At 73.1% G+C, this 24,928-nt stretch carries 19 protein-coding genes and 1 pseudogene; 11 read left to right on the forward strand and 9 right to left on the reverse strand.

What is annotated here, in order from left to right; all coding sequences use genetic code 11:
* Positions 1-1,530 (reverse strand): aldehyde dehydrogenase family protein, encoded by a 1,530-nt coding sequence (locus BLW63_RS22550; RefSeq protein WP_091159278.1) that lies wholly within the window; start codon positions 1,528-1,530, stop codon positions 1-3.
* A gap of 278 nt (positions 1,531-1,808) precedes the next feature.
* Between BLW63_RS22550 and BLW63_RS28690 the strand changes: the two genes are divergently transcribed.
* From BLW63_RS28690 to BLW63_RS22565, 3 genes are all read left to right on the forward strand, one after another.
* The gene (locus tag BLW63_RS28690) at positions 1,809-3,395 is read left to right on the forward strand and encodes a PucR family transcriptional regulator (protein WP_091161406.1); all 1,587 of its coding nucleotides are present in this window, start codon (positions 1,809-1,811) and stop codon (positions 3,393-3,395) included.
* 75 nt (positions 3,396-3,470) lie between these two features.
* Positions 3,471-4,487 (forward strand): proline racemase family protein, encoded by a 1,017-nt coding sequence (locus BLW63_RS22560; RefSeq protein WP_091161276.1) that lies wholly within the window; start codon positions 3,471-3,473, stop codon positions 4,485-4,487.
* Positions 4,484-5,386, forward strand: coding sequence for an ornithine cyclodeaminase family protein (locus tag BLW63_RS22565; RefSeq protein WP_091161279.1), 903 nt, complete (start codon positions 4,484-4,486; stop codon positions 5,384-5,386). Before BLW63_RS22560 ends, BLW63_RS22565 begins: the two co-directional genes overlap by 4 nt.
* Positions 5,387-5,497: 111 nt before the next feature.
* Here the strand turns inward: BLW63_RS22565 and BLW63_RS22570 are convergent, their stop codons facing one another.
* Positions 5,498-7,042 carry a gamma-aminobutyraldehyde dehydrogenase gene (locus BLW63_RS22570; protein ID WP_091161281.1) on the reverse strand — a complete coding sequence of 515 codons (1,545 nt, stop codon included), beginning with the start codon at positions 7,040-7,042 and terminating at the stop codon, positions 5,498-5,500.
* A 56-nt stretch (positions 7,043-7,098) separates the two neighbouring features.
* On the reverse strand, positions 7,099-8,181 hold the full coding sequence (locus BLW63_RS22575) for a proline racemase family protein (RefSeq protein WP_091161284.1): 1,083 nt from the start codon (positions 8,179-8,181) through the stop codon (positions 7,099-7,101).
* Between the two features lie 185 nt (positions 8,182-8,366).
* Here BLW63_RS22575 and BLW63_RS22580 point away from each other — a divergent pair, with 185 nt between their 5' ends.
* The 4 genes from BLW63_RS22580 to BLW63_RS22595 all read left to right on the forward strand — a co-directional run bounded on the left by BLW63_RS22580 (position 8,367) and on the right by BLW63_RS22595 (position 14,719).
* On the forward strand, positions 8,367-9,269 hold the full coding sequence (locus tag BLW63_RS22580) for a dihydrodipicolinate synthase family protein (RefSeq protein ID WP_091161286.1): 903 nt from the start codon (positions 8,367-8,369) through the stop codon (positions 9,267-9,269).
* A 65-nt stretch (positions 9,270-9,334) separates the two neighbouring features.
* Positions 9,335-10,627, forward strand: a complete 1,293-nt coding sequence (locus BLW63_RS22585) for an NAD(P)/FAD-dependent oxidoreductase (RefSeq protein WP_091161290.1) — start codon at positions 9,335-9,337, stop codon at positions 10,625-10,627.
* A 275-nt stretch (positions 10,628-10,902) separates the two neighbouring features.
* On the forward strand, positions 10,903-12,771 hold the full coding sequence (locus BLW63_RS22590) for an APC family permease (protein ID WP_091161292.1): 1,869 nt from the start codon (positions 10,903-10,905) through the stop codon (positions 12,769-12,771).
* A gap of 106 nt (positions 12,772-12,877) precedes the next feature.
* The gene (locus BLW63_RS22595; RefSeq protein ID WP_091161294.1) at positions 12,878-14,719 is read left to right on the forward strand and encodes a putative nucleotidyltransferase substrate binding domain-containing protein; all 1,842 of its coding nucleotides are present in this window, start codon (positions 12,878-12,880) and stop codon (positions 14,717-14,719) included.
* 65 nt (positions 14,720-14,784) lie between these two features.
* Here the strand turns inward: BLW63_RS22595 and BLW63_RS22600 are convergent, their stop codons facing one another.
* From BLW63_RS22600 to BLW63_RS28695, 4 genes are all read right to left on the reverse strand, one after another.
* A complete protein-coding gene (locus BLW63_RS22600; protein WP_091161297.1) occupies positions 14,785-15,384 on the reverse strand; it encodes a short chain dehydrogenase in 600 nt (199 codons plus the stop codon).
* A gap of 55 nt (positions 15,385-15,439) precedes the next feature.
* On the reverse strand, positions 15,440-16,570 hold the full coding sequence (gene ald / locus BLW63_RS22605; protein WP_091161299.1) for an alanine dehydrogenase: 1,131 nt from the start codon (positions 16,568-16,570) through the stop codon (positions 15,440-15,442).
* Positions 16,571-16,793: 223 nt separating this feature from the next.
* On the reverse strand, positions 16,794-18,188 hold the full coding sequence (locus tag BLW63_RS22610; RefSeq protein ID WP_091161301.1) for an aspartate aminotransferase family protein: 1,395 nt from the start codon (positions 18,186-18,188) through the stop codon (positions 16,794-16,796).
* 369 nt (positions 18,189-18,557) lie between these two features.
* Positions 18,558-18,686 carry a hypothetical protein gene (locus BLW63_RS28695; protein WP_280140566.1) on the reverse strand — a complete coding sequence of 43 codons (129 nt, stop codon included), beginning with the start codon at positions 18,684-18,686 and terminating at the stop codon, positions 18,558-18,560.
* A 448-nt stretch (positions 18,687-19,134) separates the two neighbouring features.
* Between BLW63_RS28695 and BLW63_RS22620 the strand changes: the two genes are divergently transcribed.
* Positions 19,135-19,860 (forward strand): type 1 glutamine amidotransferase domain-containing protein, encoded by a 726-nt coding sequence (locus BLW63_RS22620; RefSeq protein WP_091161306.1) that lies wholly within the window; start codon positions 19,135-19,137, stop codon positions 19,858-19,860.
* A 922-nt stretch (positions 19,861-20,782) separates the two neighbouring features.
* Positions 20,783-21,334, forward strand: coding sequence for a hypothetical protein (locus BLW63_RS22625; RefSeq protein ID WP_211517238.1), 552 nt, complete (start codon positions 20,783-20,785; stop codon positions 21,332-21,334).
* A 69-nt stretch (positions 21,335-21,403) separates the two neighbouring features.
* Here the strand turns inward: BLW63_RS22625 and BLW63_RS22630 are convergent, their stop codons facing one another.
* Complete coding sequence (locus tag BLW63_RS22630) at positions 21,404-22,240, reverse strand: alpha/beta fold hydrolase (protein ID WP_091161311.1); 837 nt, start codon at positions 22,238-22,240, stop codon at positions 21,404-21,406.
* 184 nt (positions 22,241-22,424) lie between these two features.
* On the opposite strand from BLW63_RS22630, the pseudogene BLW63_RS28215 reads away from it, so the two are divergent.
* Together BLW63_RS28215 and BLW63_RS22640 are read left to right on the forward strand one after the other, a co-directional pair.
* A pseudogene (locus BLW63_RS28215) lies at positions 22,425-22,612 on the forward strand (IS3-like element ISMysp3 family transposase); the annotation flags it as partial.
* A 112-nt stretch (positions 22,613-22,724) separates the two neighbouring features.
* The gene (locus BLW63_RS22640) at positions 22,725-23,366 is read left to right on the forward strand and encodes a dihydrofolate reductase family protein (protein WP_091161316.1); all 642 of its coding nucleotides are present in this window, start codon (positions 22,725-22,727) and stop codon (positions 23,364-23,366) included.
* A gap of 548 nt (positions 23,367-23,914) precedes the next feature.
* Here BLW63_RS22640 and BLW63_RS22645 read toward each other — a convergent pair.
* A complete protein-coding gene (locus BLW63_RS22645; protein ID WP_091161318.1) occupies positions 23,915-24,697 on the reverse strand; it encodes a DUF899 family protein in 783 nt (260 codons plus the stop codon).
* Positions 24,698-24,928: the final 231 nt, after the last annotated feature.

Raw genomic sequence — 24,928 nt, forward strand, 5'->3', positions numbered from 1 at the left:
TCAGGGTCCCGTGCGGGGCGCGGGGGTGGGGCCGGAGCCGAGGCGCACGTTGACCTGCTTGGTCTGGGTGAAGCCGGCGAGCATGCCCTCCAGGGACACCTCCCGGCCGATGCCGCTCTGCTTGTAGCCGCCGTAGGACTGCCCGACGACCTGCCCGCCGCCCTGGTTGACCTGCACCCAGCCGGCCTCCAGCCGGTGCGCGGTGGTGAGCGCCAGGTCGATGTCGGAGCACCACACGTAGGCGCCCAGCCCGTAGGCGGTGTCGTTGGCCATCCGGACCACGTCGTCGACGTCGTTCCAGGCGATGGCCACGACCACCGGCCCGAAGATCTCCTCGCGGGCCAGCCGGAAGCTGTTGTCGCCGCCGGAGAACAGCGTCGGCACGTGGAAGAACCCCTCGGCCAGCGGCCCGTCGGTCGGCGGCAGCCCGCCGGTCTCGACGTGCAGCGCGGGGTCGGCCAGCCCGTCCTGCAGGTACTCCCGGATGGAGCCGAACTGGGTCTCGTTGATCACCGCGCCGATGTCGCTGGCCTCGTCCAGCGGATCCCCGACCCGCATCGACCCCAGCCGCCCGGACAGCCGGGCGAGCACCTCGTCGTGCACGTCGCGGTGCAGGAACAGCCGGGAGCCGGCGGTGCAGCTCTGGCCCTGCCGGCTGATCCGCGAGGACAGCACCAGCCCCTCGATCAGCTCGTCGGTCACCGCGCCGGGGAACACGATCGACGGGTTCTTCCCGCCCAGCTCCAGGGACAGGTGGGCCAGCCGCTGCCCCGCCCGGCCGGCGATGCCGCGGCCGACCTCGGTGGAGCCGGTGAAGGAGATCTTGTCCACGCCGGGGTGCTCGACCAGCGCGTTGCCCGCCGCCCGGCCGGTGCCGGTGACCACGTTCAGGACACCGGGCGGCAGGAACTGCTCGCCGATCTCGGCCATCAGCAGGATCGACAGCGGCGCGTCCTCGGCGGCCTTGAGCACGATGGTGTTCCCCGCGGCCAGCGCGGCCGGCACCTTGAACCCGGCGATCATCAGCGGCGAGTTCCACGGCAGGATCGCGCCGACCACCCCCAGCGGCTCCTGCCGGGTGTACTGCAGCTGGGTCGCCCCGGCCGGCAGCGTGGTGCCCTTGACCTCCCCGGCGACCCCGCCGAAGTAGCGGAACAGGTCCACCAGCAGCGCCACCTCGGGCCGCGCCTGGCTGCGCAGCGCGTTGCCGGTGTCGGCGGCGGTGACCCGGGCGAGCTCCTCGGCGCGGCCCTCCAGCGCGTCGGCGATCCGCAGCAGCACCCGCTGACGCTCCTTGAAGTGCTGATCGCGCCAGCCCGGGAACGCCTCCCGGGCGGCGGCGACGGCGCGGTCGACGTCGGTGGCGGTGCCGCGCGGAACCCGGGCGATCACCGAGCCCCGGCGGGCCGGGCTGGCGATCTCCCGCCAGTCGCCGTCCACGGCCTCCACCCAGTTCCCGCCGATCAGCATCAGCCGGGTCGGCGGGGACGTCGCACCGGGAAACGGGCTCAGCACGCTCTGCTCGGACATGGCTCCTCCTGTGCCTGGGTGGTGAGGGGCCGGCCGGACGTCCCGCTCGGCGAGGGTGGGTCGGGTCGTCAGCCTGTACCCGGAGGTCGCGGCCGGGAAGCCCGGGACCGCGTGCCCCGGGGAGATCGGGCCGCGCCTGCAGGGCCCCGTTCGCGCCGGAGCCGGGCCCTCGGCGGTCGCCCGCGGGCGGCTCGCGGTCCGTAGGCTCCTCCGGTTCCCGTCGGCGCGCTGTCGCGCCGACCGGCTTCCCGGCCCCGAGGAGCGCACCCGTGACGAGCATGACCGTCCGCGACGCCCTGGCCGTGCCGGCCCTGCGCGGCGCCGGCCCGGTCGTGCTCGCCGGCGCCGCCGGGCTGGGCCGTGAGGTGCGCTGGGTGCACACGACCGAGCTCGTGGACATCGCGCCGTTGCTGCGCGGCGGCGACCTGGTGCTCAGCACCGGGATCGCGCTGCCCGACCGGCCCGCGGAGCTGGCGGCCTTCGCCGAGAGCCTGCACCGCAGCGAGGCCGCCGGCCTCGTCATCGAGCTGGGCCGGCGCTGGACGGAGGTCCCCCGGGCCCTGGTGGAGGCCTGCGAGCGGCTGTCGTTGCCCCTGGTCGCGCTCGCCCGCGAGGTCCGGTTCGCGACCGTGGCCCAGGCCGTGGGCGAGCGGATCGTCGACAGCCAGCTCGAGGAGCTGCGCGAGGCGCAGCGCGTCCACGAGGTCTTCACCGAGCTGAGCATCGCCGAGGCCGGGCCGGCCGAGATCCTGGAGTCGGTGCAGCGCCTGGCCGGTGCCACCGTCGTGCTCGAGGACGAGCAGCACCGGGTCGTCGACTACCGCACCGGCCCCGGCGACGCCGCGGACGCCCTGGCCGACTGGCCCGCCCGCTCGCGGGTCGTGGTCCTGGACGGGCGCACCACGTGGGACGAGGCCAACGGCTGGCTGGTGACCCGGGTGGGCAGACGGGACCGCGGCTGGGGCCGCCTCGTCATCGAGTCCCCGGACCGGCCGCCCCAGCGCCTCGTGGCGACGGCGGAGCGCGCCGCTGCGGCGCTGGCCCTGCACCGGCTGCACGACCGGCAGCGCGACAGCCTGGTCCGGCGCACCCACCACGAGCTGATGGTGGGGCTGCTCGCCGACCCCGGCGCGCCCGACGTGCAGCGGCGCTGCGAGCTGGCCGGGGTCCCGCTGGCCCGGCGGCGACTCGTCGGCCTGGCGCTGCGCCGTCCGACGACGGCGGAGGAACCGGGCCGGCGCGCCGGGCAGCTGGACGCCGCGGTCGCCGCGGTCGCGCACGCCGTGCACGAGCTGCGGCTCTCCGCGCTGGTGTGCGAGATCGACGGCGCCGTGCGGGTGCTGCTCTCCCTCGACCCCGCGGCCGCCGTTCCGCAGGTGACGGAGGACCTCGCCGGCCGCGTGCACCGGCGGGTCCGCGTCGTGGTCGGCGCGGGCCGCCCCGTGGACCGGGTCGGCGACGTGGGGCGGACCCTGCGCGAGTCGCTGCACGTGGTGGACTCGGTGCGGCCGGGGGGGCGGGCACGCCCGGTGCACCGCCTGGAGGACGTCCACCTGCGCGGCCTGCTGACCATGCTGGCCGACGACGAACGGCTGCGGCTGTTCACCGCGCGGGAGCTCGACGCGCTGAAGGAGCACGACGCCCGGGCACAGAGCGGGCTGCTGGACACGGTGCGTGCGCTGGTCCGCCACCCGGGGAGCAAGTCCGACGCCGCGGCCGGGCTGCACGTCTCCCGGTCGGCCTTCTACGACCGCCTGGCCCGGGTCGAGCAGCTGCTCGGCGTCGACCTCGACGACCCCGACATCCTGGTCTCCCTGCACGTCGCCGTCCTCGCCGACGAGGTCTTCGGCGACGCGGCGGGCTGAGGCGCCAGGTCCGGTCCGGTGCGGGGGCCGGCTCCCGGGGGTCCCCGCACCCCACGGGCGTGACAGGGTGCCGCCGTGCTGCCGCCGTCGATCGCGACCACCGACTACCACACCGCCGGGGAGCCGTTCCGGATCGTCGCCGAGCCCCCCGTGCCGCTGCCGGGCGCGACGGTGGCCGAGCGCCGGGTCCGGGCGATCGGGGACCCAGACGTGCAGGCGCTGCGGGCGGTGCTGTGCTCCGAGCCGCGCGGCCACGCGGACATGTACGGCGGCTTCGTCGTCGCCCCGGACGACGACGGGGCTCACCTGGGTGTGCTGTTCTGGCACAAGGACGGCTTCTCCACCGCCTGCGGGCACGGCACGATCGCGCTCGGCGTCTGGGCGGTCGACACCGGCCGGGTGGCGGCCCCGGAGACCGGGAGCGTGGACGTGGTCGTCGACGTCCCGTCCGGCCGGGTGACCGCGCGGGTGCACCGTCGGGACGGCTGGACGACGGGGGTCGACTTCGTCAACGTGCCCAGCTGGGTGGTCGCCCGGGAGGTCCCGGTGACCACCTCCCGTGGCGTGGTGAGGGTGACCGTGGCCTACGGCGGGGCGGTCTACGCGACGCTGCCGGCCGCGCAGCTGGGCCTGTCGGTCACGCCGCGGCACCTCGGCGAGCTGATCGCGCTCGGCCGGGAGGTCAAGCGGGCGCTCGACGACTCCGAGCACGCCGCGCACCCGACCGACCCCCGCCTCAGCGGCGTCTACGGGACGATCTGGTTCGACGAGCTCGGCGACGCGGACGGGCAGGTGCACCAGCGCAACGTGGCCGTCTTCGCCGACGGCGAGGTCGACCGCTCGCCGTGCGGGTCGGGCACCTGCGCCCGGCTGGCGGTGCTGGCCGGCGAGGGGCGGCTGCCGGCCGGCACCGTGCTGCGGCACGAGTCGATCGTCGGCAGCACCTTCACCGGGACCGTGCTGGACACCGTGGACGTCGACGGCCGCCCCGCGGTGCTCCCGCAGGTCACCGGGATGGCCTACCGGACCGGCGAGCACGTCTTCGCGGTCGACCCGCACGACCCGCTCGTCCCCGGGTTCGTGCTGCGGTGAGGGTCCTCGACGCGGACGCCGTGGCCGCGTTCGGCCCGGCCGCGGCGGTCCGGGCGATCACCGACGCGCTGCGCGGCGGCCTCGACCCCGCCGGCGACCCGCCCCGCACTGCAGTGGGCCTCTCGAACGGCCAGTTCCTGCTCATGCCCTCGGAGGTCCCGGCCGCGGCCGGGGTGAAGGTGGTCGCCGTCGCCCCGGGCAACCCGGCGCGCGGCCTGCCCCGCATCCAGGCCACCTACCTGCTCCTCGACAGGGAGACGCTCGCGCTGCGCGCAGTGCTCGACGGCACGGCGCTGACCACGCTGCGCACCCCGGCGGTCTCGGTCGCCGCCGTCCTGCCGGCCCTGCCCGACCGGCCGCTGCGGGTGGCGGTGGTCGGCGCCGGGCCGCAGGCGGTCGGGCACGTCGCCACGCTGGCCGCCGTCCGCCCGCTGGCCGGGGCCACCCACCTGGTCCGCGACCCGTCCCGGACCCCGCTGGCGGCGGTCCGGCTCGGCTCCGCGGACGCCGACGCGGCGCTGCGGGCCGCGGACGTCGTCGTCTGCGCGACCTCGGCCCGCTCGCCGGTGTTCGACTCGGCCCTGCTGCGCGACGACGCTGTGGTGGTCGCCGTCGGCTCGCACGAGCCCGACGCCCGTGAGCTCGACGCGGCGTTGCTGGGTCGGGCGACCGTGGTGGTCGAGGACGTCGCCACCGCGCTGCGCGAGGCCGGCGACGTGGTGCTGGCCATCGCCGAGGGCGCGCTGACCGTCGACGACCTCGTGCTCGTGCGCGACGTCGTGACCGGCGCGGTCCCGCTGCCCACCGACCGGCCGCTGGTCGTCAAGAGCGTCGGCATGTCCTGGCAGGACCTGGTCGTGGCCGAGGCGGTCGTCGCCGGGGAGGCCGCCGGCCGCTGAGCGTGCGCCGCCCGGCCGGCCGGTGCAGCGGGAGCCCCACCCGGCGGACACCCCCCCGGGCCGTGCCCGCGGCCGGCGGCACCGTGCCGCCGGCCGCGCGGCAGCGTCGGCTCAGGCGGTCATGACGCGGGAGTGGTGGTGTTCGCCCTCCTCGGCCGGGCTGGTGAAGATCACGTCGTGCCAGTCCTTGCGCGGCTGCGGGGACAGCGCCGACATGACGTGCTTGACCTGGGTGTACTCGTCGAAGGAGTACGTGGACATGTCCTTGCCGAAACCGGAAGCCTTGTACCCGCCGTGCGGCATCTCGCTGATGATCGGGATGTGGTCGTTGATCCACACGCAGCCGGCGGCGATCCCGGCGGAGGCGCGCTGCGCCCGGAAGACGTCGCTGGTCCACGCCGAGGCGGCGAGCCCGTAGGGCGTGTCGTTGGCGAGGGCCAGTCCCTCGTCGTCACCGTCGAAGGGCAGCGCGACCAGGACCGGGCCGAAGACCTCGTCCTGGACGATTTCCGAGTCCTGTGCCGCGTCGACCACGAGGGTCGGCTCGTAGTAGGCCCCGGCCTTCAGGGCTCCGCTGCCGGGACGCCCGCCGGTGACCACCTTCGCGCCGGCCTCGCGGGCCCGGTCCACCATTCCGGCGACGTTGTCGCGGTGGTCGAGGGAAATGAGCGAGCCGAGGTCGGTGGCGGGGTCGTCGACGGGACCGACCACCACCTGGGACATGAGCTCGGCGACACGGCTCACGAAGGCGTCGTAGAGCGGGCGCTGCACGTAGGCGCGGGTCGCCGCGGTGCAGTCCTGACCGGCGTTGATCAGCGAGCCGGCGACCGCGCCCCGGGCGGCGGCCTCCAGGTCGGCGTCGTCGAAGACGACGAACGGGGCCTTGCCGCCGAGCTCCAGGTGGACCCGCTTGACCAGGCCCGCGGCCAGCGAGCCGACCCGGCTGCCCGCCCGTGTGGAGCCGGTGAAGGAGATCATGCTGACGTCGCGGTGGGTGACCAGCGCCTCGCCGACGACCGAGCCGCGCCCCGTGAGGACGTTGACCACGCCGTCGGGGATGCCGGCACGTTGCGCGGCCTCGGCGAAGGCGACCGAGGTCGTGGGGGTGAGCTCGGCGGGCTTGAGCACGATCGTGTTGCCGGCGGCGATGGCGGGCAGGATCTTCCAGGCCGCCATCTGCAGGGGGTAGTTCCACGGGGCGATCGAGCCGACCACCCCGATCGGCTCGCGGCGGATCGTCGAGGTGTGCTCGCCGGAGTACTCGGCACTGGCCCTGCCCTCGAGGTTGCGGGCGGCGCCGGCGAAGAAGGAGACGTTGTCGACGGTGCCGGGGACGTCGAAGCCCTGGGTGAGCCGGATCGGCTTGCCGGTCTGGCGGCTCTCCGCGGTGGCGAGCTCACCGGCGACGGCGTCGAGCTCGGCGGCCAGCCGGTGCATCGCCGTCGATCGCTCTGCGGGCGTCGCGCCCGCCCAGCCGGGGAACGCGGCCTTCGCGGCGGCCACCGCCTCGTCGACGTCGTCGACCGAGGCGAGGGTGTCCGTGGCGACGACGTCGCCGTTCGAGGGGTTGGTGACCTCCAGGGGGTCGGCCGAGCTGCCGTGGCGGCGCCGGCCGTCGATGAACTGCTGGCCGGTGTCGTCGATGGGGTTCGACATGGTGCTCCTCGGGTGTGCGATGGGGTCGGATGTCGCTCGGGACGGTGTCCGCGCGGTCAGTCGCGGACGGTGCTCCAGATGTCGCCCACGGTCAGGCCCGTGGGGAACGGGTCGTCGGGCTGCAGGACGTGCTGGGCGTAGCCGGTGATCCACGCCCGGCCCTGGATGGAGGGCACCACGGCGTCGCGGCCGCCCACGGTGGTGCGCTCGTGGAGCAGACCGCGAAAGGTCGTCCCCAGGACGCCCTGGTGCACGAACGGGACACCGAGCTCGAGCTCGCCGCGGGCGTGGAGAGCGGCCATGCGGGCGCAGGTCCCCGTTCCGCAGGGTGAGCGGTCCAGGGTCCCCCGCCACGACGCCGGGTCGTCGAGGGTGATCCGCCCGGCCGGCAGGACGACGCTGTTGCGCCCCGAGACGCCGGCCGAGTCGCCGGGGCCGTGCAGCATGACCAGGGCGATCTCGTTGACGTCCGGCTTCTCGGGGTGCGCCACCGGCACCTGCTCCCGGGCCGCCGCGAGCAGCGCCGTGCCGGCGCGGGCGATCGCGGGGGCGTGCTCGGGGCCCAGCGCGACGCCCAGGTCGGCGGCCCGCGCCTGCACGTAGAACTGGCCGCCGAAGGCGATGTCGGCGGCGACGGTGCCGTACTCCGGGACGTCGATCCGCTCGTCCAGCGCCACAGCGAACGACGGCACGTTGCGGACCCGGACCCACCGCACCCGCCCGCCCTCGACCCGGGCGTTGGCCTCCACCGGGCCGACGGCGGTGTCGATGCGGACCACCGTCTCCGGCTCGGTCGCGGGCAGGCTGCCCGTCTCCAGCAGGGCCGTGACGGCGCACATCGTGTTGCTGCCCGACATGGGCCGGAAACCGCCCTGCTCGAGGACGATGATGCCGACGTCGGCACCCGGGTCCAGCGGCGGCAGCACGAGGACCGCGCACATCGCGGGGTGCCCGCGCGGCTCGCGCAGCAGCAATCGGCGCAGCCAGTCCAGCTCCGTCGCACACCAGCGCATCCGCTCGGGCCACGTCGTGCCGCGCACGAGCAGGTGGGCGCCGAGCAGGATCCGTCCGGGCTCACCCTCCGCGTGCACGTCGATCGACGTGATCGTCGTCGTGCCGGTGGAGGTCGGTGTTCCCATGTCGGGCCTCCCTGTCCGGGGATCGGGTCCGCGCCCCCTGGATCGGAACGGGGCTTGACGAACCGCGTGACAGCCCTCACTCTTTCGAGTTATCAGTAGATTGTCAAACAATCTGCACCATGTCAGCCGGGCCGGTCCCCATCGCCCGCGTCCCGGCAACACGCCCGCACACCGAGAGGCACATCGTGACCACCACCGACCTCAACGGCATCCTCGTCGCGCTCGTCACGCCCTTCACCGCCGACGGCAGCGAGATCGACGCCACCGCCCTCGATGCGCACGTCGACCGGCTGATCCGGGAGGGCGCGCACGGCCTCGTCCCGGGCGGGAGCACCGGGGAGTTCACCACCCTGAGCCTGGACGAGCGCAAGCAGCTGACCGAGCTGGTCGTCAAGTCCGCCGGCGGGCGGGTGCCCGTGGTGGCCGGCACCGGCGCCCTGTCCACCCGCGACGCGGTCGACCTGGCCGCGCACGCAGCCCAGGCCGGCGCCTCGGCGCTGATGGTGGTGCCGCCGTTCTACGACGCGGTGGAGCTGTCCACCTTCAAGGAGCTGCTGCGCGAGATCTCCGCCGCCTCGCAGCTGCCGATCATGTTCTACAACATCCCGTCGGCCTCGGGGCTGAGCCTCTCCCCCGCCGAGATCGCCTCGCTGGCCGAGGTCGAGGGCGTCCGGTACCTCAAGGACACCTCCGGCGACGCCGTCGGGCTCACCGAGCTGCTGCAGCTGCACGCGGACCGGATCACGGCGTTCAACGGCTGGGACACCCTGACCTTCTACGGCCTCGCCGCCGGCGCCAAGGGCTCGGTGTGGGGCGCGACCAACGTCATCCCCGAGCTGTCCCGGCAGCTGTGGAACGCCCTCGCGGTCGACGGCGACCTGGTCCGGGCCCGGGAGCTGTGGGCGAAGATCTACCCGATCTGCCGCCTGCTCGAGCAGTACAACTACGCCGCCGCCGTCAAGACGGGCATGCAGCTGCGCGGGTACGCGACCGGCCCGGTGCGCAGGCCCTTCGCGCTGCTCGACGGGGAGGCCCGGGCCGAGTTCGCCCGGCTGCTGCGCGCCGCGGGCGTCGAGGTTGTCGACTGACACCCCTGCGGGACGACCGGGAGAGCCACTGAGGACATGGTCCGGCGCCGGATGGGAGCGGAACAGTGAAGATCGTGGTGATCGGCGGCGGCATCGTCGGACTGGCGAGCGCCTATGAGTTGGTCCGCGACGGGCACGACGTGACCGTCCTGGACGCCGGCGCGCTGGGCGCGGGGGCATCGCACGGCAACGCGGCCAAGATCACGATGGCCGAGGCGACGCCGGTCCCGGCGCCCGGGATGGTGCTCCAGGGCCTGAAGTGGATGCTCAAGGCCGACAGTCCGCTCTTCGTGCGGCCGTCGCTGTCCCCGACCTTCCTGCGGTTCATGGTCATGATGGCGCGGCACTGCAACGAGGGCGACTTCCGCCGCTCGCTCCAGGTCCACCTGGAGATGGCCTCGACCTGCGTCGACGTCCTCGACGAGTGGGCCGACGACGGGCTGTCCTTCGAGATGCACCGCAAGGGCGTGCTGCTGGTGTTCGAGAAGCGGGAGAGCTTCGAGCACCGGGTGGCGCTCAACGACGCGTTCGCGCCGTTCGGGATGGTGCCCGAGCTGCTCGACGCGGACGCGCTGCACGACCGCGAGCCGTGGCTGTCGGAGCGGGCGCGCCACGCCCTCTTCTTCCCCGACGACCGCCAGGTCGAGCCGGACTCGCTGACCGGGGCGCTGGCCAAGCGGCTGCGGGAGCTCGGCGCCAGGCTGCGCGAGCACACCCGCGTCCTGGACTTCGAGCAGACCGGCGACCGCGCCACGGCCGTGGTCACCGACGCCGGCCGGGTCGAGTGCGACCAGGTCGTCCTGGCCACCGGCGTGTGGACCGGCGTGCTCGCGGCGAAGCTGGGTCCCGCCCTGCCGATCGGCCCAGGGAAGGGGTACAGCGTCGACTACTTCCCCTCCCCCGTGCCGCTGAGCACGCCGCTCACCTTCGAGGACGCGCACGTCGCGGTCACGCCCCTGAACGGGCGGCTGCGGCTCGCCGGCACGATGGAGTTCGCCGGCCTGGACCTCGGCGTCAACACGCGCCGGGTCGCAGCGGTGAAGCGGGCGGCCGCCCAGGGGTTCCGCGACTGGGACGAGGACGCCCCGCACGCCGAGCCGTGGGCGGGCCTGCGGCCGATGACCGCCGACGGCCTGCCGATCGTCGGGCGGCTGCGCCCGGAGGGCAACGTCCTGGTGGCCTCCGGACACGGCATGCTCGGCCTCACGCTGGCACCCAGCACGGCCAAGACCGTGCGCGACCTCGCCCGGGACGTCGAGGCGGGTCGCCCGAGCCCGCTCACGCCCTACGGACCCGAGCGCTTCCTGCGGTCGTCCCGCAGGAGGGCTCGCCGGGCGGGGGCCCCCACCCGCGGCTGACGCAGGCCCGTCCACGGCGGCGCCGGGCGCGTCGACGTGGACGGCCGGCCGCACCCGTGCCGCCGCTGCCCCGGCGCACGGCCCACCCAGTACCTCGGCCGCACTCCGGCGGTCGAGCCCCTGTGCTGCCCGCGGGACGGCGTCGTCCACTCGGCCGCCCTCCTCCCGGAGGAGTCGAGACCGGCGGCGTCCACCGCGCGGAGCAGCCAGCACGCAGCGAGATCCACGGGGACCGCACAGCGACACCACCGCATCCGACCAAGGAGAGAATCAGCATGTCCGCAACGCCAGATGCCCTCCCGGTGGAGGGCGCGTACGAGGCGAGCGACGCCCATCTCAAGCAACAGATCAGCCTGTTCGGCCTGATCGCCCTGGCGGTCAGCGTCCAGGTGGGCTCCGGTTGGCTCCTCGCCACCCTCGCCGCCGCGAGCATCGCCGGCCCCGCCTCCATCCTCACCTGGGTCCTCGGGGCGGTGTTCTTCGGCATCATCGGGGTCACCTGGATGGAGCTCGGCGCGATGCTGCCCCGATCGGGCGCGGGCGTCCGCTACCCCCGGCTGACACACGGCGCGTTCCTCAGCTGGTTCAACGGCTGGGGTTACCTCATCGCGGCGCTGGCACTGCCCGTGATCGAGGTCCAGGCCGTCCTGACCTACCTCGGCGGCAACTGGCCGGGGCTCGGCTTCCTCGAGGAGCGGGCGGGCATCACGGTCCTCTCGTGGCCGACCGGCATCCTCGTCGGCTTCGTCCTGCTCTTCGTCTTCTTCCTGCTCAACTCGTTCGGGGCCAAGCTGCTCAGCGAGTCCAACAAGTACGTCACCATCTGGAAGATCGTCATCCCGCTGGTCACGGCAGGACTCATGTTCACCGCGTTCTCCTCGGCGAACTTCACCATCGGCGGCGGGTTCGCGCCCCTGGGCGGCGGCGCGGTCTTCGGTGCCCTCGCGAGCGGCGGCATCGTGTTCGCCTACTCGGGTCTCCGGCAGATCCTCGACTTCGGCGGCGAGGTCGTGAACCCGCAGCGCAACATCCCGATCGCGATCGTCGTGGGCGGCCTGATCGTCCCGCTGGTCATCTACATCCTGCTGCAGATCGGTTTCCTGGGGGCGATCGACTGGGCAGCCGCCGGGGTGGAGCCCGGTGACTGGACCGGTCTCCTCGGCAGCGACTGGGCGTCCGCCCCGCTGCTGAACGCCGTCGTCGCGGCCGGCTTCACGTGGTTCTCGATCGTGCTGCTCTCGGACGCCGCGCTCTCACCCGCGGCCACCGGTTGGGTGTGGCTCGGCATCGGCACCCGGACGGTCTACTCGATGTCGGTCAACAAGGAGGTCCCGGCGGTCTTCCAGCGGATCAACCGCCACGGGACCCCGATCATGGCCCTCCTCGGGTGCACCCTGGCCGGCCTGCTGTTCTTCTTCCCCGCGCCGAGCTGGTACCTCTTCGTCGGGATGGTCTCGATCGCGCTGACCCTCAGCTACGTCATGGGCGGCCCGGTCCTGGCGGTGCTGCGGCGCACCGCGCCGGACTTCCCGCGGCCGGTCAGGCTCAAGGGGGCCTTCTTCTGGGCTCTGGCCGGGTACGTCGCGAGCCTCCTGCTCATCTACTTCGCCGGATGGGTGCCGCTGATCAACCTCTTCACCATCGTCTTCTTCGCGCTGCCGATCTACGGCGCCTACTCCAGCGTGCGGGAGGGGTGGAGCCGGCCCGGCCCGAGCTGGCTGCTCTCCGCGGCGTTCACGATCGCCTGGGTCGTCACCGCGGTCGGCGGGGGCTGGCTGGCCACACTGGACCAGGAGCAGCGCGAGGGCGGTTGGGGATTCCCGGTCTACTTCACCGCAATCCTGCTCATCGTCGCCCTGTTCCTGGCGGGCCTCTTCGCCGTGAGCACCGACGTCGGCCGGCGCCACATCAACGGTGGCACCTGGCTGGTCGCGACGATCCTCGCGGTGTTGCTGATCGCCCACCTCGGTCAGTTCGGGCCGATGGAGGACCCGCTGCTGGACAACCCGGTCGATCTGGTCCTCATGGTCCTGGTCGCCATCGGCTCCTTCCTCTGGTCGGTGCGGGCCGGTGGTCCCACCGAGGAGCTCGGCGAGATCCTCGCGGCCCAGGCGGAGCGTGACCGCGCCCGGGCGATGGGCTAGTCGGCGCAGTGCGAGCGGTCCGGGTGCTGCGGCTGCGGCGCCCGGACCGCTCGCGCGTCCGGCGCCGGGGCGGGCGCACGCGGGCGACGACCTACCATCGACAGTCGTGCCCGCCGCCCGCACCGTGGACCTCGACGTCGCGACGCTGACCGGCTTCCTGGGCTCCTGCGCTCCGTTCGACGCCCTCGAGCCCCCCGAACTGGCCAGGATCGCCGCGCACGCCGCCGTCGAGCAGTACGAGGCCGGCGACGTCGTCCTCGACGCCTTCGACGCCCGCATCGCCGAGCTCTTCGTCGTGTGGGAGGGCCGGGTCGACATCTGGCTCAACACCGACCGGCTGACCGAGCTGCCGGACAAGACGGAGGGCAGCGGAGGCCTCTTCGGCTACGTCGCCGCCCTCACCGGGGCGGCGCTCCGGCCGCGGGCCGTGGCCGTGGGGAGGGTGGTGGTCGTCCGGCTGCCGGCCGACCTCGTCGCACCGGCCTTCGCGTCCCGCCGCGGTGCCCGCTTCCTCGCGCAGGAGGTCTGGTCGACCAACCAGCGCGCGGTCGGGATCCCCGCGTACACGCTCGTCGACGACCTGGTGGCGCGTGCACCGCTGGTCGTCGACCCCGGGACCTCGATCGCCGACGCCGCCCTGCGGATGGCCCAGGCCGACCTCGGGTACGCCGCCGTCGGGATCGGCCCCGGACGGTTCGGGCTCGTCACCGACGCGTCCGTCCGTGACGTCGTCGCGGCCGCCCTCCCGACGACCACCCCGGTCGCCGAGGTCATGGACCCCGACCCGCCGAGGGTCCAGCTCGGCGCCTCGGCGACCGAGGCGCTCATCAAGGTCCTGGAGGGAGCGGCGGACGTCGTCCTCGTCACCGACCGCGCGGGTGAGCTGTGCGGCGCGGTCGCGCCCATCGACTTCGTGGTGTCCTCCACGACCGCGGGGGCGGCGCTGCACGAGCAGCTGCGTCGCGCGACCACGGTGACGGAGCTGGAGCACCGCTACCGCGGGGTGCCGCAACTCGTCAGCGACCTCATGGCGCGTGGCCTGGCCTCGAGCCGGGTCATCACCGTGCACTCGGCGCTCGTGGACACCCTCGTCCGTCGCGCCGTCCAGCTGGTGGTGGCGGCCCACCCCGACCTCGATGTGGACGCCTTCACGTGGCTGTCCCTCGGCAGCAACGGGCGGCGCGAGGCGGTGCTGAGCTCCGACCTCGACGCGGCGGTCTCGTTCGCCGACGGGACGAGCGCCGAGGAGATCGCGCGCTACCGTCCCGCCTTCCTCGAGGTCGCCCACGTCCTCGAGCGGGCCGGGCTGAACCACGACCGCCACGGGGTGAGCCCGGGAAACCAGGAGTTCACCCGGACGCACCGGCAGTGGCAGGCCGCGGCCCGGGGCTGGCTGTCCAGACCCCGGGAGGACGACGCGGTGATCAAGACCTGCCTGCTGGTCGACGGCCGGCCGATCCACGGCGACCTCACGCTGCCGGAGGTCGCCCGCGTGTTCGGCGACCTCCGGCTGCACCCCTCGACGATGGAGGTGCTCCTCGCCATCTCGGTCGACCGGCCGAGGACGCGCCGCGGACGGTGGCGTCGCCGGCAGGTCGACCTCAAGCGCGAGGCCCTGCTGCCGATCACGAACATCGCCCGCTGGGCCGCGCTGAGCGTGGGGTCACCCGTCCTGCAGACGCAGGAGCGGCTCCGGGCCGCCGCCGGATCGCGGATGCTGAGCGCCGAGGACGCCGACACGCTGGACGACGTGTTCGAGATCGTCCAGCGCATGCGGCTGCGGCACCAGCTCGAGCAGTTCCAGGCGGGCGAACCGCCGTCGGACACCGTCCGCCCGCGCGACCTGTCGTCGATCGAGGCCGGCGTGCTCGACGAGGCGATCGGTGAGATCACCGCGATCCAGCGCCGGATGGCGACCAAGGCGAGGTACGTCCCGGACCTCGGGTGAGAGGCCCCCCTCCCCCCCCCCGCAACCCCAACGCTCGTGGCGGGACCCTGCAGGGGGCCGGGAGGTCACTGCACGAGGAAGACCTGGCCGGTCTCGGCGCCCTCGATGGACCGGACGTAGGCGGCGGCCGCCAGGTCGACGTCGACGGGCGTGACCCCGGGGAAGAGGTCGCCGTACTCGGCCATGCTCTCGGTGAAGACGGTGGGGCTGACGGCGTTGACGCGCTGCGGGGTGATCTCGATGGCCGCGGCCCGGACGAAGGACTCCACCGCCCCGTTCGCCATCGCGGCGGCGCTGCCGGTCACGATGGGGTCCCGGTTTAGGACGCCGGCGATGAGGGTGAACGACCCGCGCTCCGCGACGTGGCGGGTGCCCTGCCGGACCAGCTCGACCTGGGTGGCGACCTTGCCGCGGTAGGCGCGCAGGTAGTCCTCGGCTGCCATGTCGGCGATGGGCTTGTACGGGACGTCGCCTGCCGCACTCGCCACCGCGTCGAGGTCGCCGGCCTCGGCGAAGACACGCGCGGTCTGGTCGGGGTCGGCCACGTCGGCCCGGATGTCCCCGGCGGTGCGCCCGACGGTGACCACCTCGTGCCCCCGCCCCGTGAGCGCCTCCCCCACCGCGGTCCCGAGCCGCCCTGTCGCTCCGACCAACAGGATCCTCACCGCTGCTCCCTCCGCTCCCCGTCGACGACCGTGACCCCGGCTCCCGCTCGACGGCTCACCGCGAAGCCAGGACCTCGGCCGGGTCGGTGAAGGGCAGCTCGTGCGCCTCGGCGACCGGCTGGTTGACCAGCTGCCCGTCCAGCGTGCTGAGTCCGAGGCGCAGGGCGTCGTCGGCCCGGGCCGCGCCGACCACGCCGTGCTCGGCGACCCGCACCAGGTAGGGCAGGGTGGCCGAGGTCAGGGCCAGCGTCGAGGTGCGGGCGACCGCGCCGGGGATGTTGGCCACGCAGTAGTGGGTGACCCCCTCCTCGACGTAGGTCGGCTCGGAGTGCGTGGTCGGCCGGCTGGTCTCGAAGCAGCCGCCCTGGTCGATGGCGATGTCGACGACCACGCTGCCCGGGCGCATCGCGGCGATCATCTCCCGGCTGACCAGCTTGGGCGCCTTCGCGCCCGGCACGAGGACCGCCCCGATCACGACGTCGGCCTCGGCCACGTAGGCCGCCGTCCGGGCCCGGTTGGGCGTGATGAGGTCCAGCCGCCCGCCGAAGATGTCGGACAGGTAGGCGAGCCGGCTCGGGTTGGTGTCGAGGACCCGGACGATGGCCCGCATGCCCAGCGCGATCTTGGCCGCCTCGGTGCCGGACACCCCGCCGCCGATGATGAGGACCTTCGCCGCGGGGGTGCCGGGGACGCCGCCGAGCAGGATCCCCGCTCCTCCGGCCGGGCTCTCCAGGTGGTGCGCGGCGGCCTGCACGGCCATCCGGCCGGCGACCTCGCTCATCGGGGTCAGCAGCGGGAGCTTGCGGTCGGCGGTCTGCACGGTCTCGTACGCGATGGAGTCGATCCGCCGCTCGAGCAGGAACTCGGTCAGCCCGCGGTCGGCGGCCAGGTGCAGGAAGGTGAACAGCTGCTGGCCCTCGCGGAAGCGGTGGTACTCCGCGGGCACCGGCTCCTTGACCTTGACGATCAGGTCGGCCGCGTCGAAGACCTCGTCGGCGCTCGACACGACCTTGGCACCGACGGCGGCGTACTCGTCGTCGGCGAAGCGGGAGCCGACGCCGGCACCGGCCTGCACGACGACCTGGTGACCGTGGTGCACGAGCTCGACGACGCCGTCGGGGGTCAGCGACACCCGCTTCTCGTTGTCCTTGATCTCGCTCGGTACTCCGACGACGAGCGGGCTCATGGCGGATCTCCTCCGGTCGGGGTCCGGTGCGCCAGCACCGGCGTGGTGGTCGTGGGTCGGGACGTGCGGCCTCCCTGCAGGGTCCCGCCGCCGGCCCGCCCCGAGGCTCGGCCCCTTGCATGGTCCCGCCCGCGAGCCTGCGAGCGGTGGGGGGCAAGGGGTCCTTCTCCGAGGGCTGAGGAGGGCGGGGTCCTTCTCCGGTGGGCGGCAGGGAGGTCCTTCTTCAGACCAGGTCCTGGGCCTGGGTGAGCGTGTACCGCAGGACCTGCTCCATCTCGTCGAACTCCGCCTGGCCGCAGATGAGCGGCGGGGCGACCTGGACGACCACGTCGCCGCGGTCGTCGGGGCGGCAGTACAGCCCGTTGTCGAACAGCGCGCCGGGCAGGAAGCCGCGGACGAGCCGCTCGCGCTCGGCGGCGTCGAACGTCTCCCGGGTGGCCTTGTCCTTGACCAGCTCGACGGCCCAGAAGTAGCCGTCGCCGCGGACGTCGCCGACGATGGGCAGGTCCAGCAGCTTGCGCAGCGTCGCGCCCAGTGCCGCCTCGTTGTCGAGCACGCGCTGGTTGAGCCCCTCGGCCTCCATGAGGTCGAGGTTGGCCAGCGAGACGGCCGCCGACACCGGGTGGCCGCCGAAGGTGTACCCGTGCGGGAACGCCACGCCCGGTCGCAGGAAGGGCTCGACGACCTTCTCCGAGGCGATCATCGCGCCGATGGGGCCGTAGCCGGAGCTCATGCCCTTGGCGCAGGTGATGATGTCGGGCGTGTAGCCGAACTTCTCGCAGGCGAAGGTCGCACCGTGCCGGCCGAAGGCGCAGATGACCTCGTCGGAGACCAGCAGCGCGTCGTGTCGGTCGCAGATCTCGCGGACCCGCTCGAAGTAGCCCGGCGGCGGCACGAGGCAGCCGCCGGAGTTCTGCACCGGCTCCAGGAACACCGCGGCGACGGTGTCGGCGCCCTCGAAGAGGATCGCCTCCTCGATCCGGTCGGCGGCCCAGCGGCCGAAGGCCTTCGGGTCCTCGGCGAACTCGGGGTGGCGGTAGAGGTTGGTGTTGGGCACCCGGAAGCCGCCCGGCGCCAGCGGCTCGAAGTCCTTCTTCATGGCCGGCAGCCCGGTGATGGCCAGGGCGCCGTGCGGTGTGCCGTGGTAGGCCACCGCCCGGCTGATCACCTTGTGCTTGCCCGGCTTGCCGATGAGCTTGAAGTACTGCTTCGCGGCCTTCCACGCCGACTCCACGGCCTCGCCGCCGCCGCTGGTGAAGAAGACCCGGTTGAGGTCGCCCGGCGCGAGGTCGGCGACCCGCTCGGCCAGCTCGGCCTGCACCGGCGTGGTGTAGCCCCACACCGGGAAGTAGGCCAGCTCGGCGGCCTGCTTGGCAGCCGCCTCGGCCAGCTCCCGGCGGCCGTGGCCGACCTGGACGACGAAGAGCCCGGACAGACCGTCGAGGACCTTCCGGCCGCGGTTGTCCCAGATGTAGGCACCCTCCCCACGGGTGACGACCGGAACGGGGACCTCCGGGTGGCGGCCCTGGCGGGCGAAGTGCATCCAGAGGTGGTCCGCGGCGCGGGCCGCCGTCGCGTCCGGCGCGCCGGCCGGGGGGTGCTCGATCGAGGTGGTCATCCCAGGCTCCTCGGGGCTTCGGGTCGGACGGGCATCAGACGTACCGGGGAGGGCCGACCGGCTGCTCCCGCCGTCCGGCACAGCGGAGAGCCGTCATCCGGGCGGTCGCCGGTGTGACCACGAGTCTGCTGACGCCTGTGTCCGCAGTCACCTGACGATCTGTGTCGTACCCCTGGGACGGCCGGACAGTCCGTAGCGTGACATCGACCGTGGACCACGGGCAGCTTCTGTCGCGTCACCGCGGCTGGACAAGGTGGTCTCGTGGTCCGTCGCGACGGCTCGGCGGATGGGGCCTGGGGCGGTCCGGTGGGTCGTGCACGCTGTCACCGGTGTCCCTGTAGGCGGCCCACGGAACATGGCCCCACCAGGTCAGTCGTTGCCCCGCAGGGAGAACGGCCTCGTGAAGAGCCAGACGAGGAGCCAAGCCGTCAGGCCACCGAGGACCAGCTGGAAGAGGAAGCGGACGAGGTCGAAGGGCGGATCACGGAGCTCACCCACGAGAGCTCCGATCAGCACCAAGGCGGTGACCCCGGCGAAGATCCAGCGACGATGCCCACCACTCACGGCTGCGTCGTTCCGCCTCGTCACGCCCTCGTGATGATGCGGCGATGTAGGCCCGCAGCCGAGGACTGATCGGGTGTCCCGTTGTCGGCCGCTGAGAGACAGGTCGGCCTCGTGGGAAGGCGCATCCACGTGCGGACCGATAGTGAGTGATTCCACGCGGACAGAGGGACAGCCGGGCGGTGAGCTCGGCCAGGACCATGCGGGCGTTGGGCACGTCCAGCTTCGAGTCGCCCAGCAACGTGTCGGGCGGTCGAGTGGGGGTAGCCGCTCATGGCTGAGCAGTCAGCCAGATGCGAACGGCTCCTGGCACCCGGGCCGACGCATGCGCCGCCAGGGGACCCACGGCACCTCTGCGGCGCCGTCGCCGCGGCAGGAGGTCCACATGTCCACCCGACACCCGCTCAAGGGCCGCACGATCGCCGCCCTGGCGGCCGACGGCTTCGAGCAGGTCGAACTGGTCATCCCGCTGCGAGCCCTCAAGCGGGCCGGCGCGAAGGTCGACGTGGTGTCCCTTCGGCACGGACGCATCCGCGGGGTGAACCTGCACCTGCCGGCCAGCCGGGTCGGCGTGGACAAGACGATCAGCGAGGCCGATCCCGGCGACTACGACGGCCTGCTGCTCCCCGGCGGGTTCATCAATCCCGATCTGCTCCGGCAGTCCGCCCCGGCACGCGAGTTCGTGCGCGCGTTCGCCGCGAGTGACAAGCCCATCGCCACCCTGTGCCATGGACCGTGGGTCCTCGCATCGGCGGGACTCCTCGCAGGACGGACGCTCACCTCCTGGCCGGGCATCCGCGACGACCTGGTGAACGCCGGTGCCACCTGGCTCGATCAGGAGATCGTCCGGGACGGGAACCTCACCACCAGCAGAGGGCCCCAGGACATGGCGGCCTTCGTCCCCGCGATGCTCGCCACCTTCACCGAGACCGCGCCGGAGCCGTCCACGACAGCGCCGGGGGGTGAGTCCGATCCGCAGCGCAACGCACCCCCCGGCCTGGCCGTCGCCGCGCTGCGATGGTCGCCCAAGCCGTCGGTCACGGCCGTGGTGGGCATCGGCTTGGTCGCCGCCGCCCGGCAAGCCATGCGTGGCCAGGCTTCGCAGAGCTGAAGGCTCGGCCGCTGATCGTCACCGCTGACATCGTCGCCGGTGGTCGCGGCTGCCTGCGCGGTGTCGAAGACGACCTCGCCAGTGCACGTCGTCGAGGCTCCCGACTCCCACACTGCCAGCCGTCATGATCGCGTACATGGCGGTTCGCAGTCGTTCCGTAGCGATCTGAGTCGCGGGTAGGAACGATCGTGGACTTCGCCGCATGGCCGCGAACTGCAACCACGCCGGCAGAGCTGCGTCTGTGCAGCAATGCTGGCACTGAAGCCCTGACGCCTCCGGGCGTCTCTGAGGGCGGCTCGAGGGACATCTCGAATCCACGGGCTGCAGCAGGCCCTGTCCCAGGTCCTCGTCGGGGCGCAGCAGGGCGGTCATGCCACGGCCTGCTGCAGCGCCGGAGGAGAGTCCCCTCCCCACTCGCCGCGCAACGACCCAGCCGAGGTCCCTACCAGTCGCGGGCCCCGACATGAGACGCGCAGCTTGCCGCACAGCCCGACAGATGGCTGAGGAGACCTGTCATGGGAGAAGCGCGGGAGGTCACGGACCGCCTCATGGACGCCTACATGTCCCATCGTGGGCCGCCTTGGGACGCCCGGCTCGGCTCGCCGGTAGGGCGGCTTCTCGGCGAGGTCGATCGTCTCCGCGGTTCTCGTGCATGGCGGCGCCAGGAGATCAAACTACGGTCCTGCTGGTGGTTGATACCTCGTCGACGCGCTCGGGTCACTGCGCTCGGAAGGCGCACGCGGAGTGCCCGCACTTCGCGGGAGGCGGGGGCCGGGTCAGCCTCTGGCGTCCGCGGCCGTCGTTCGAATGGACGTTGGTCGTGTGCGCCTGCGACTGCCACGCCGGCTGCGCGCTGGCCGGTCAGCGCACGGCGCGGCGTGCGGAGTGGCGGCATCGGTGCACCTGCGCAGGCGCCGCCCGGGTGTGCGGAGCTCAGGAGCGAACCCTGCAGCAGCGGGAGGAGGTGGCGGCCGTCCTCGCCGAGGTCAGGGGTGAGGGCCGTTGGGAGGCCGAGGACGTCGAGGGTCGGCTGCGGGGGGTGTTCCAGGCATACGAGGAGACTCCACCGCCCGGCCTGGCTGGATGGTCCCGGGCTCTGGCTGCGGCCAACGCGCGGCGTGGCACCCGGACGCCGCGGCTGCTGTGGATGGCGGGACGAGGCATCGGCGGAGCGGTGCGGTGGGCGTGGCGGCCCGCCGGTGGGGACCCGCGCGCGGAGCACAATCGCGCGCAGTTCCGCGCGGGCTTCCGCAGCGTCGGGGTGATCGCCGCGGTCGCGGCAATGGTGACCGTTGCCGCGACCAACTCCTCCGGTCGGCGCCGGCGGATGTGGATCTTCGTCGGCGCGGTGTGCTGGCTGGCTACGGGGTGGGCCGGCGTGCTGGTCACCGGCGTCAGCCACCTGGCCCGCCTCGCCGAGCAGCACGACTCGGACGAGGCCGACCGCGAGACCGGACGTGACACGGAGCCCTGACCGCTGTGAGGACACGTGGGGTAGAGATCAGTCACTCGGTTGGCCAGTGAGATGTCCCAGCAGGCGGCTTCAGGGACGCCGGGTGCCTGCCTCCCGCTCACCAGCAGGCGCCCCAGTGAGGCCGTCGACGTCGCGACGCGGCAGGGGCGCTTGCGGCAGATCGCCGCTCACGGCGGGGGCCGTGGCCTCGACGGCCTGGAGGATGAGCTGGGTCGCGACCTCGGGCTGCGACACGAACGACACGTGCGAGGCCGGCACCTCCACGATGGTGGCGTTCGCGCGCTCGGCCATGAACCGCTGGAGCTCCGGCGTGATCGCCTTGTCCGCAGTGCCCAGCAGGTACCAGCACGGAAGCGTCTTCCACGCCGGCGGGCCCGACGGCCCCGCGAACGCGGCTGCGGCGAATGGCCGCTGCGCCGCGGCCATGACATCCGCGGTGGCGCGGTCGACGTCGGCGGCGAAGGCCTCATGGAACGCCGCTGGGTCCAGATACAGGTCCGCACCCTCGCCGCCGTCCGGGCCAGTGACCGGCACGGCCCTGATCGCGGGCCCCACGAGGCTGCCTTCGAACCTCTCGAAGAGTTGCTGCTGGCTCTCCCCCTCGTCGACCGCCCATCCGTTGAAGAAGACGAGCGCCGTGACCTGGTCGTTGCCGACCGCGGCGGCAGAGATCACCATGCCGCCGTAGGAATGGCCGACCAGCACGATCGGACCGCTCAGGGTCCGCAGGAACTCAGCGAGGTACGTCCCGTCGCCAGGAAGTCCGCGAAGCGGGTTGCCGAACCCGATGACGCGGAAGCCTCGGTCCTGTAGGGCGCGGATCTGGCGATCGAACCCGGTGGCGTCGGCCCAGGCGCCGTGGACCAGGACGATCGTCGGCTTGGTCTCATCGGTCTGCGTGGCCATGTCCGCTTCCTCATGCGCGATTGGGATCTGCCCTTCCCGAGGCTTGTCCCTTCCGTGCGTCGCTCCTAGAGCCCTTCGGCCGTCTCGCTTACCTGTCCCTGAGTGGGCCGCTATGGGACAGCCAGCCGGCTCGCCGCAAGGGCGGCCTCAGGGACACCGGACCGAGCCGATGGAATTGACCCGGTCACCGTTGCGACGCAGCACGCTGCAGCGCCTCGGCGATGTCGAGCTGACCACCGACCACGTGGCCTGGTACGACCAGCAGCGCCTCATGCACCGCCTCGGCCGCGTCCCACCCACCGAGGCCGAGGCGACCTCCTTCGTCAAGCCGTGGCCCGTCAACCGGCGGGCTCACAGGAACCCGAGGGTGCAGAAATCGAGGACGCTTCAGCTCGGACGGAGCTGAGCCGCACGGGACCGATGAATGCCGAGGCCGGCGGAGGTCTCCACCCTCGGCAAGCAACCAAGCAGACGGAGCGAGCAGATGACACGGACCCGCATCCACAACCTCTCCATGTCGCTGGACGGATTCGCCACCGGTGAGGGCCAGGCCCCCGACGCTCCCTTCGGCCACGCCGGCCAACGGCTGCACGAGTGGATGATCGCCACCCGCTTCGGCGCCCCGATCCTGGGACGCACGGGCGGCACCGTCGGCGTCGACAACGCGTTCGCCCAGCAGCACGAGCCGGGCATCGGCGCCGAGATCATGGGCGCGGGCAAGTTCGGCCCCCCGGGTTGGCAGGACGACGCCGACTGGAGAGGGTGGTGGGGCTCGAACCCGCCGTTCCACACGCCGACCTTCGTGCTCACCCACCGGCCGCGGTCGCCGATCGAGATGGCCGGCGGGACGACCTTCCACTTCCTCGACGCCTCGCCGGCCGAGGCCCTCGACGTCGCGCGCGAGGCGGCAGCCGGCCAGGACGTGCGCATCGGCGGCGGCCCGACCGTCGCCCGCGACTTCATCGCGGCGGGGCTCGTCGACCACGTCCACCTGGTGCAGGTGCCGATCGTGCTCGGTCGCGGAGTGCGGCTGTGGGACGGTCTCGAAGCTCTGGAGGCGGACTACGCCATCGAGGCGGTCTCGACACCCAGCGGCGTCACCCACTTGACGTTCACGAGGTCGTGACGGCGCGGGTCATCTGCCCGTTGGTAGCCGATGACGGCTTGGACGGTCAGGCAGGTCGGGATCTCGCCAAGGCGGTGATGGACGGCCAGGTCCCGGCGAGCTTCCCGACGCAAGGGCCGATCGGCCCGGGCACAGAGGTACTCGGCATCGCTGACGCGCACAGTGCGTCCGAGGCTCGTAGATTCGCCTTCGACCCGGCGAAACAGCTGGACGCTGCCCAGAGGACGCGCGAGGACGTTCGGGAGCTCGCGCGATGTCGGCCTCAGGTAGTGGATGCGATCGGTTGGACGCCCACTCCTCCACCTCCCGTGCGTCGCGGTTGGCGGCGCCTCGTCCGCTGACTGTCCCTCAGTGGGCCGCTCGAGGACACAAGGCGGCTTCAGGGCGATGCCTGGGCACCACGTCGCCAGGCATCCAGGCCGCCGTCGGACTGACACCTGCAGTCCTGCGGGGGGAGACACCCCATGCCCGGGCTGAGCCGATCCTCCTGGACACGTACTTCGCGGACAACGTCTAGCACCTCTGCCGACGACGTCGACGAAGGCGCGTCAGTGGTGGGGGCCGTGCCGGCCGAGGGTCTCCACGGGGGTCGCGCCGGGGCGGGTCCACTGCGGCACGGGGCGGCTGGTCGGGCCCCAGGTGGCGTTCCCGTCCGCGTCCGAGCGCCAGTACCAACACGCGTGGCGTCCCTCGGGCCAGCCCTCGGGCTTGTCCTCCCACGCCTCGCCGCGGCCGTAGGGCGTCCTGTCGAGCAGGCCGAAGGACCCGGCCACGGGCTCGTTGCCGCGGCCCGTCGTGGAGTAGGTGAGGAACGCGCGGTCGCCGTCGCGCAAGAAGCAGGTGAGGTAGCCCATCTCCCCGCCGACCGGCTCCTCCACGTCGCGCACCGAGTACCAGGGCTGGGTGTAACCCATGAAGTCGACGTATGCGGCCACCTCGGGCCAAGCGCCCGTGGTCAGGACGGCGAACGAGACGCCGCGGGCGTTGAGGTACACGGTGTCCCTCAGCTGCCAGGTCGTCATGGTGCAGCCCTCGCACTGCCCCTGGTGCGGGGCGCCGTCGTACCACATGTGCTTGTAGACCACGAGCTCCTCGCGGCCCTGGAACAGGTCCAGGAACGGGACCGGGCCGTCGGGTCCCACGACCTCGACCGTCCCGTCGAACTCCACCATCGGCAGCCGCCGGCGGGCCGCGGCGAGGGCGTCGCCCTCGTGGGTGTGGGCCTTCTCGCGGACCAGGAGCTCGTTCCGGGCGGTCTGCCAGGTGACCAGGTCGACGATGGGCGGGCGGCCGGGCAGCGCGGTGGTCGGGTCCTTCGGCGTGGTGGTCATGGTGTCCTCCGCGGGGTCTCATACCGGACAACGTCGTACGACGTCCGACGACGGTCACCAGAACGGACTCGCGACCCGGCCGGAACTCATCGCGGCAGGAGGCGCCTCCGGCCGAGCCTGCACGGACCACGTGGGGCTGACACGTCCATGGACGCTCTGCACGAGGCGTCTCGATGTGTCCCTGATGGGGGTGCACCCGGTCGGTCCTGCAGCAGGATCCGGGAGCCGAGC

Origin of the sequence: Geodermatophilus africanus, assembly GCF_900107105.1 — a bacterium.
Taxonomy (GTDB): domain Bacteria; phylum Actinomycetota; class Actinomycetes; order Mycobacteriales; family Geodermatophilaceae; genus Geodermatophilus; species Geodermatophilus africanus.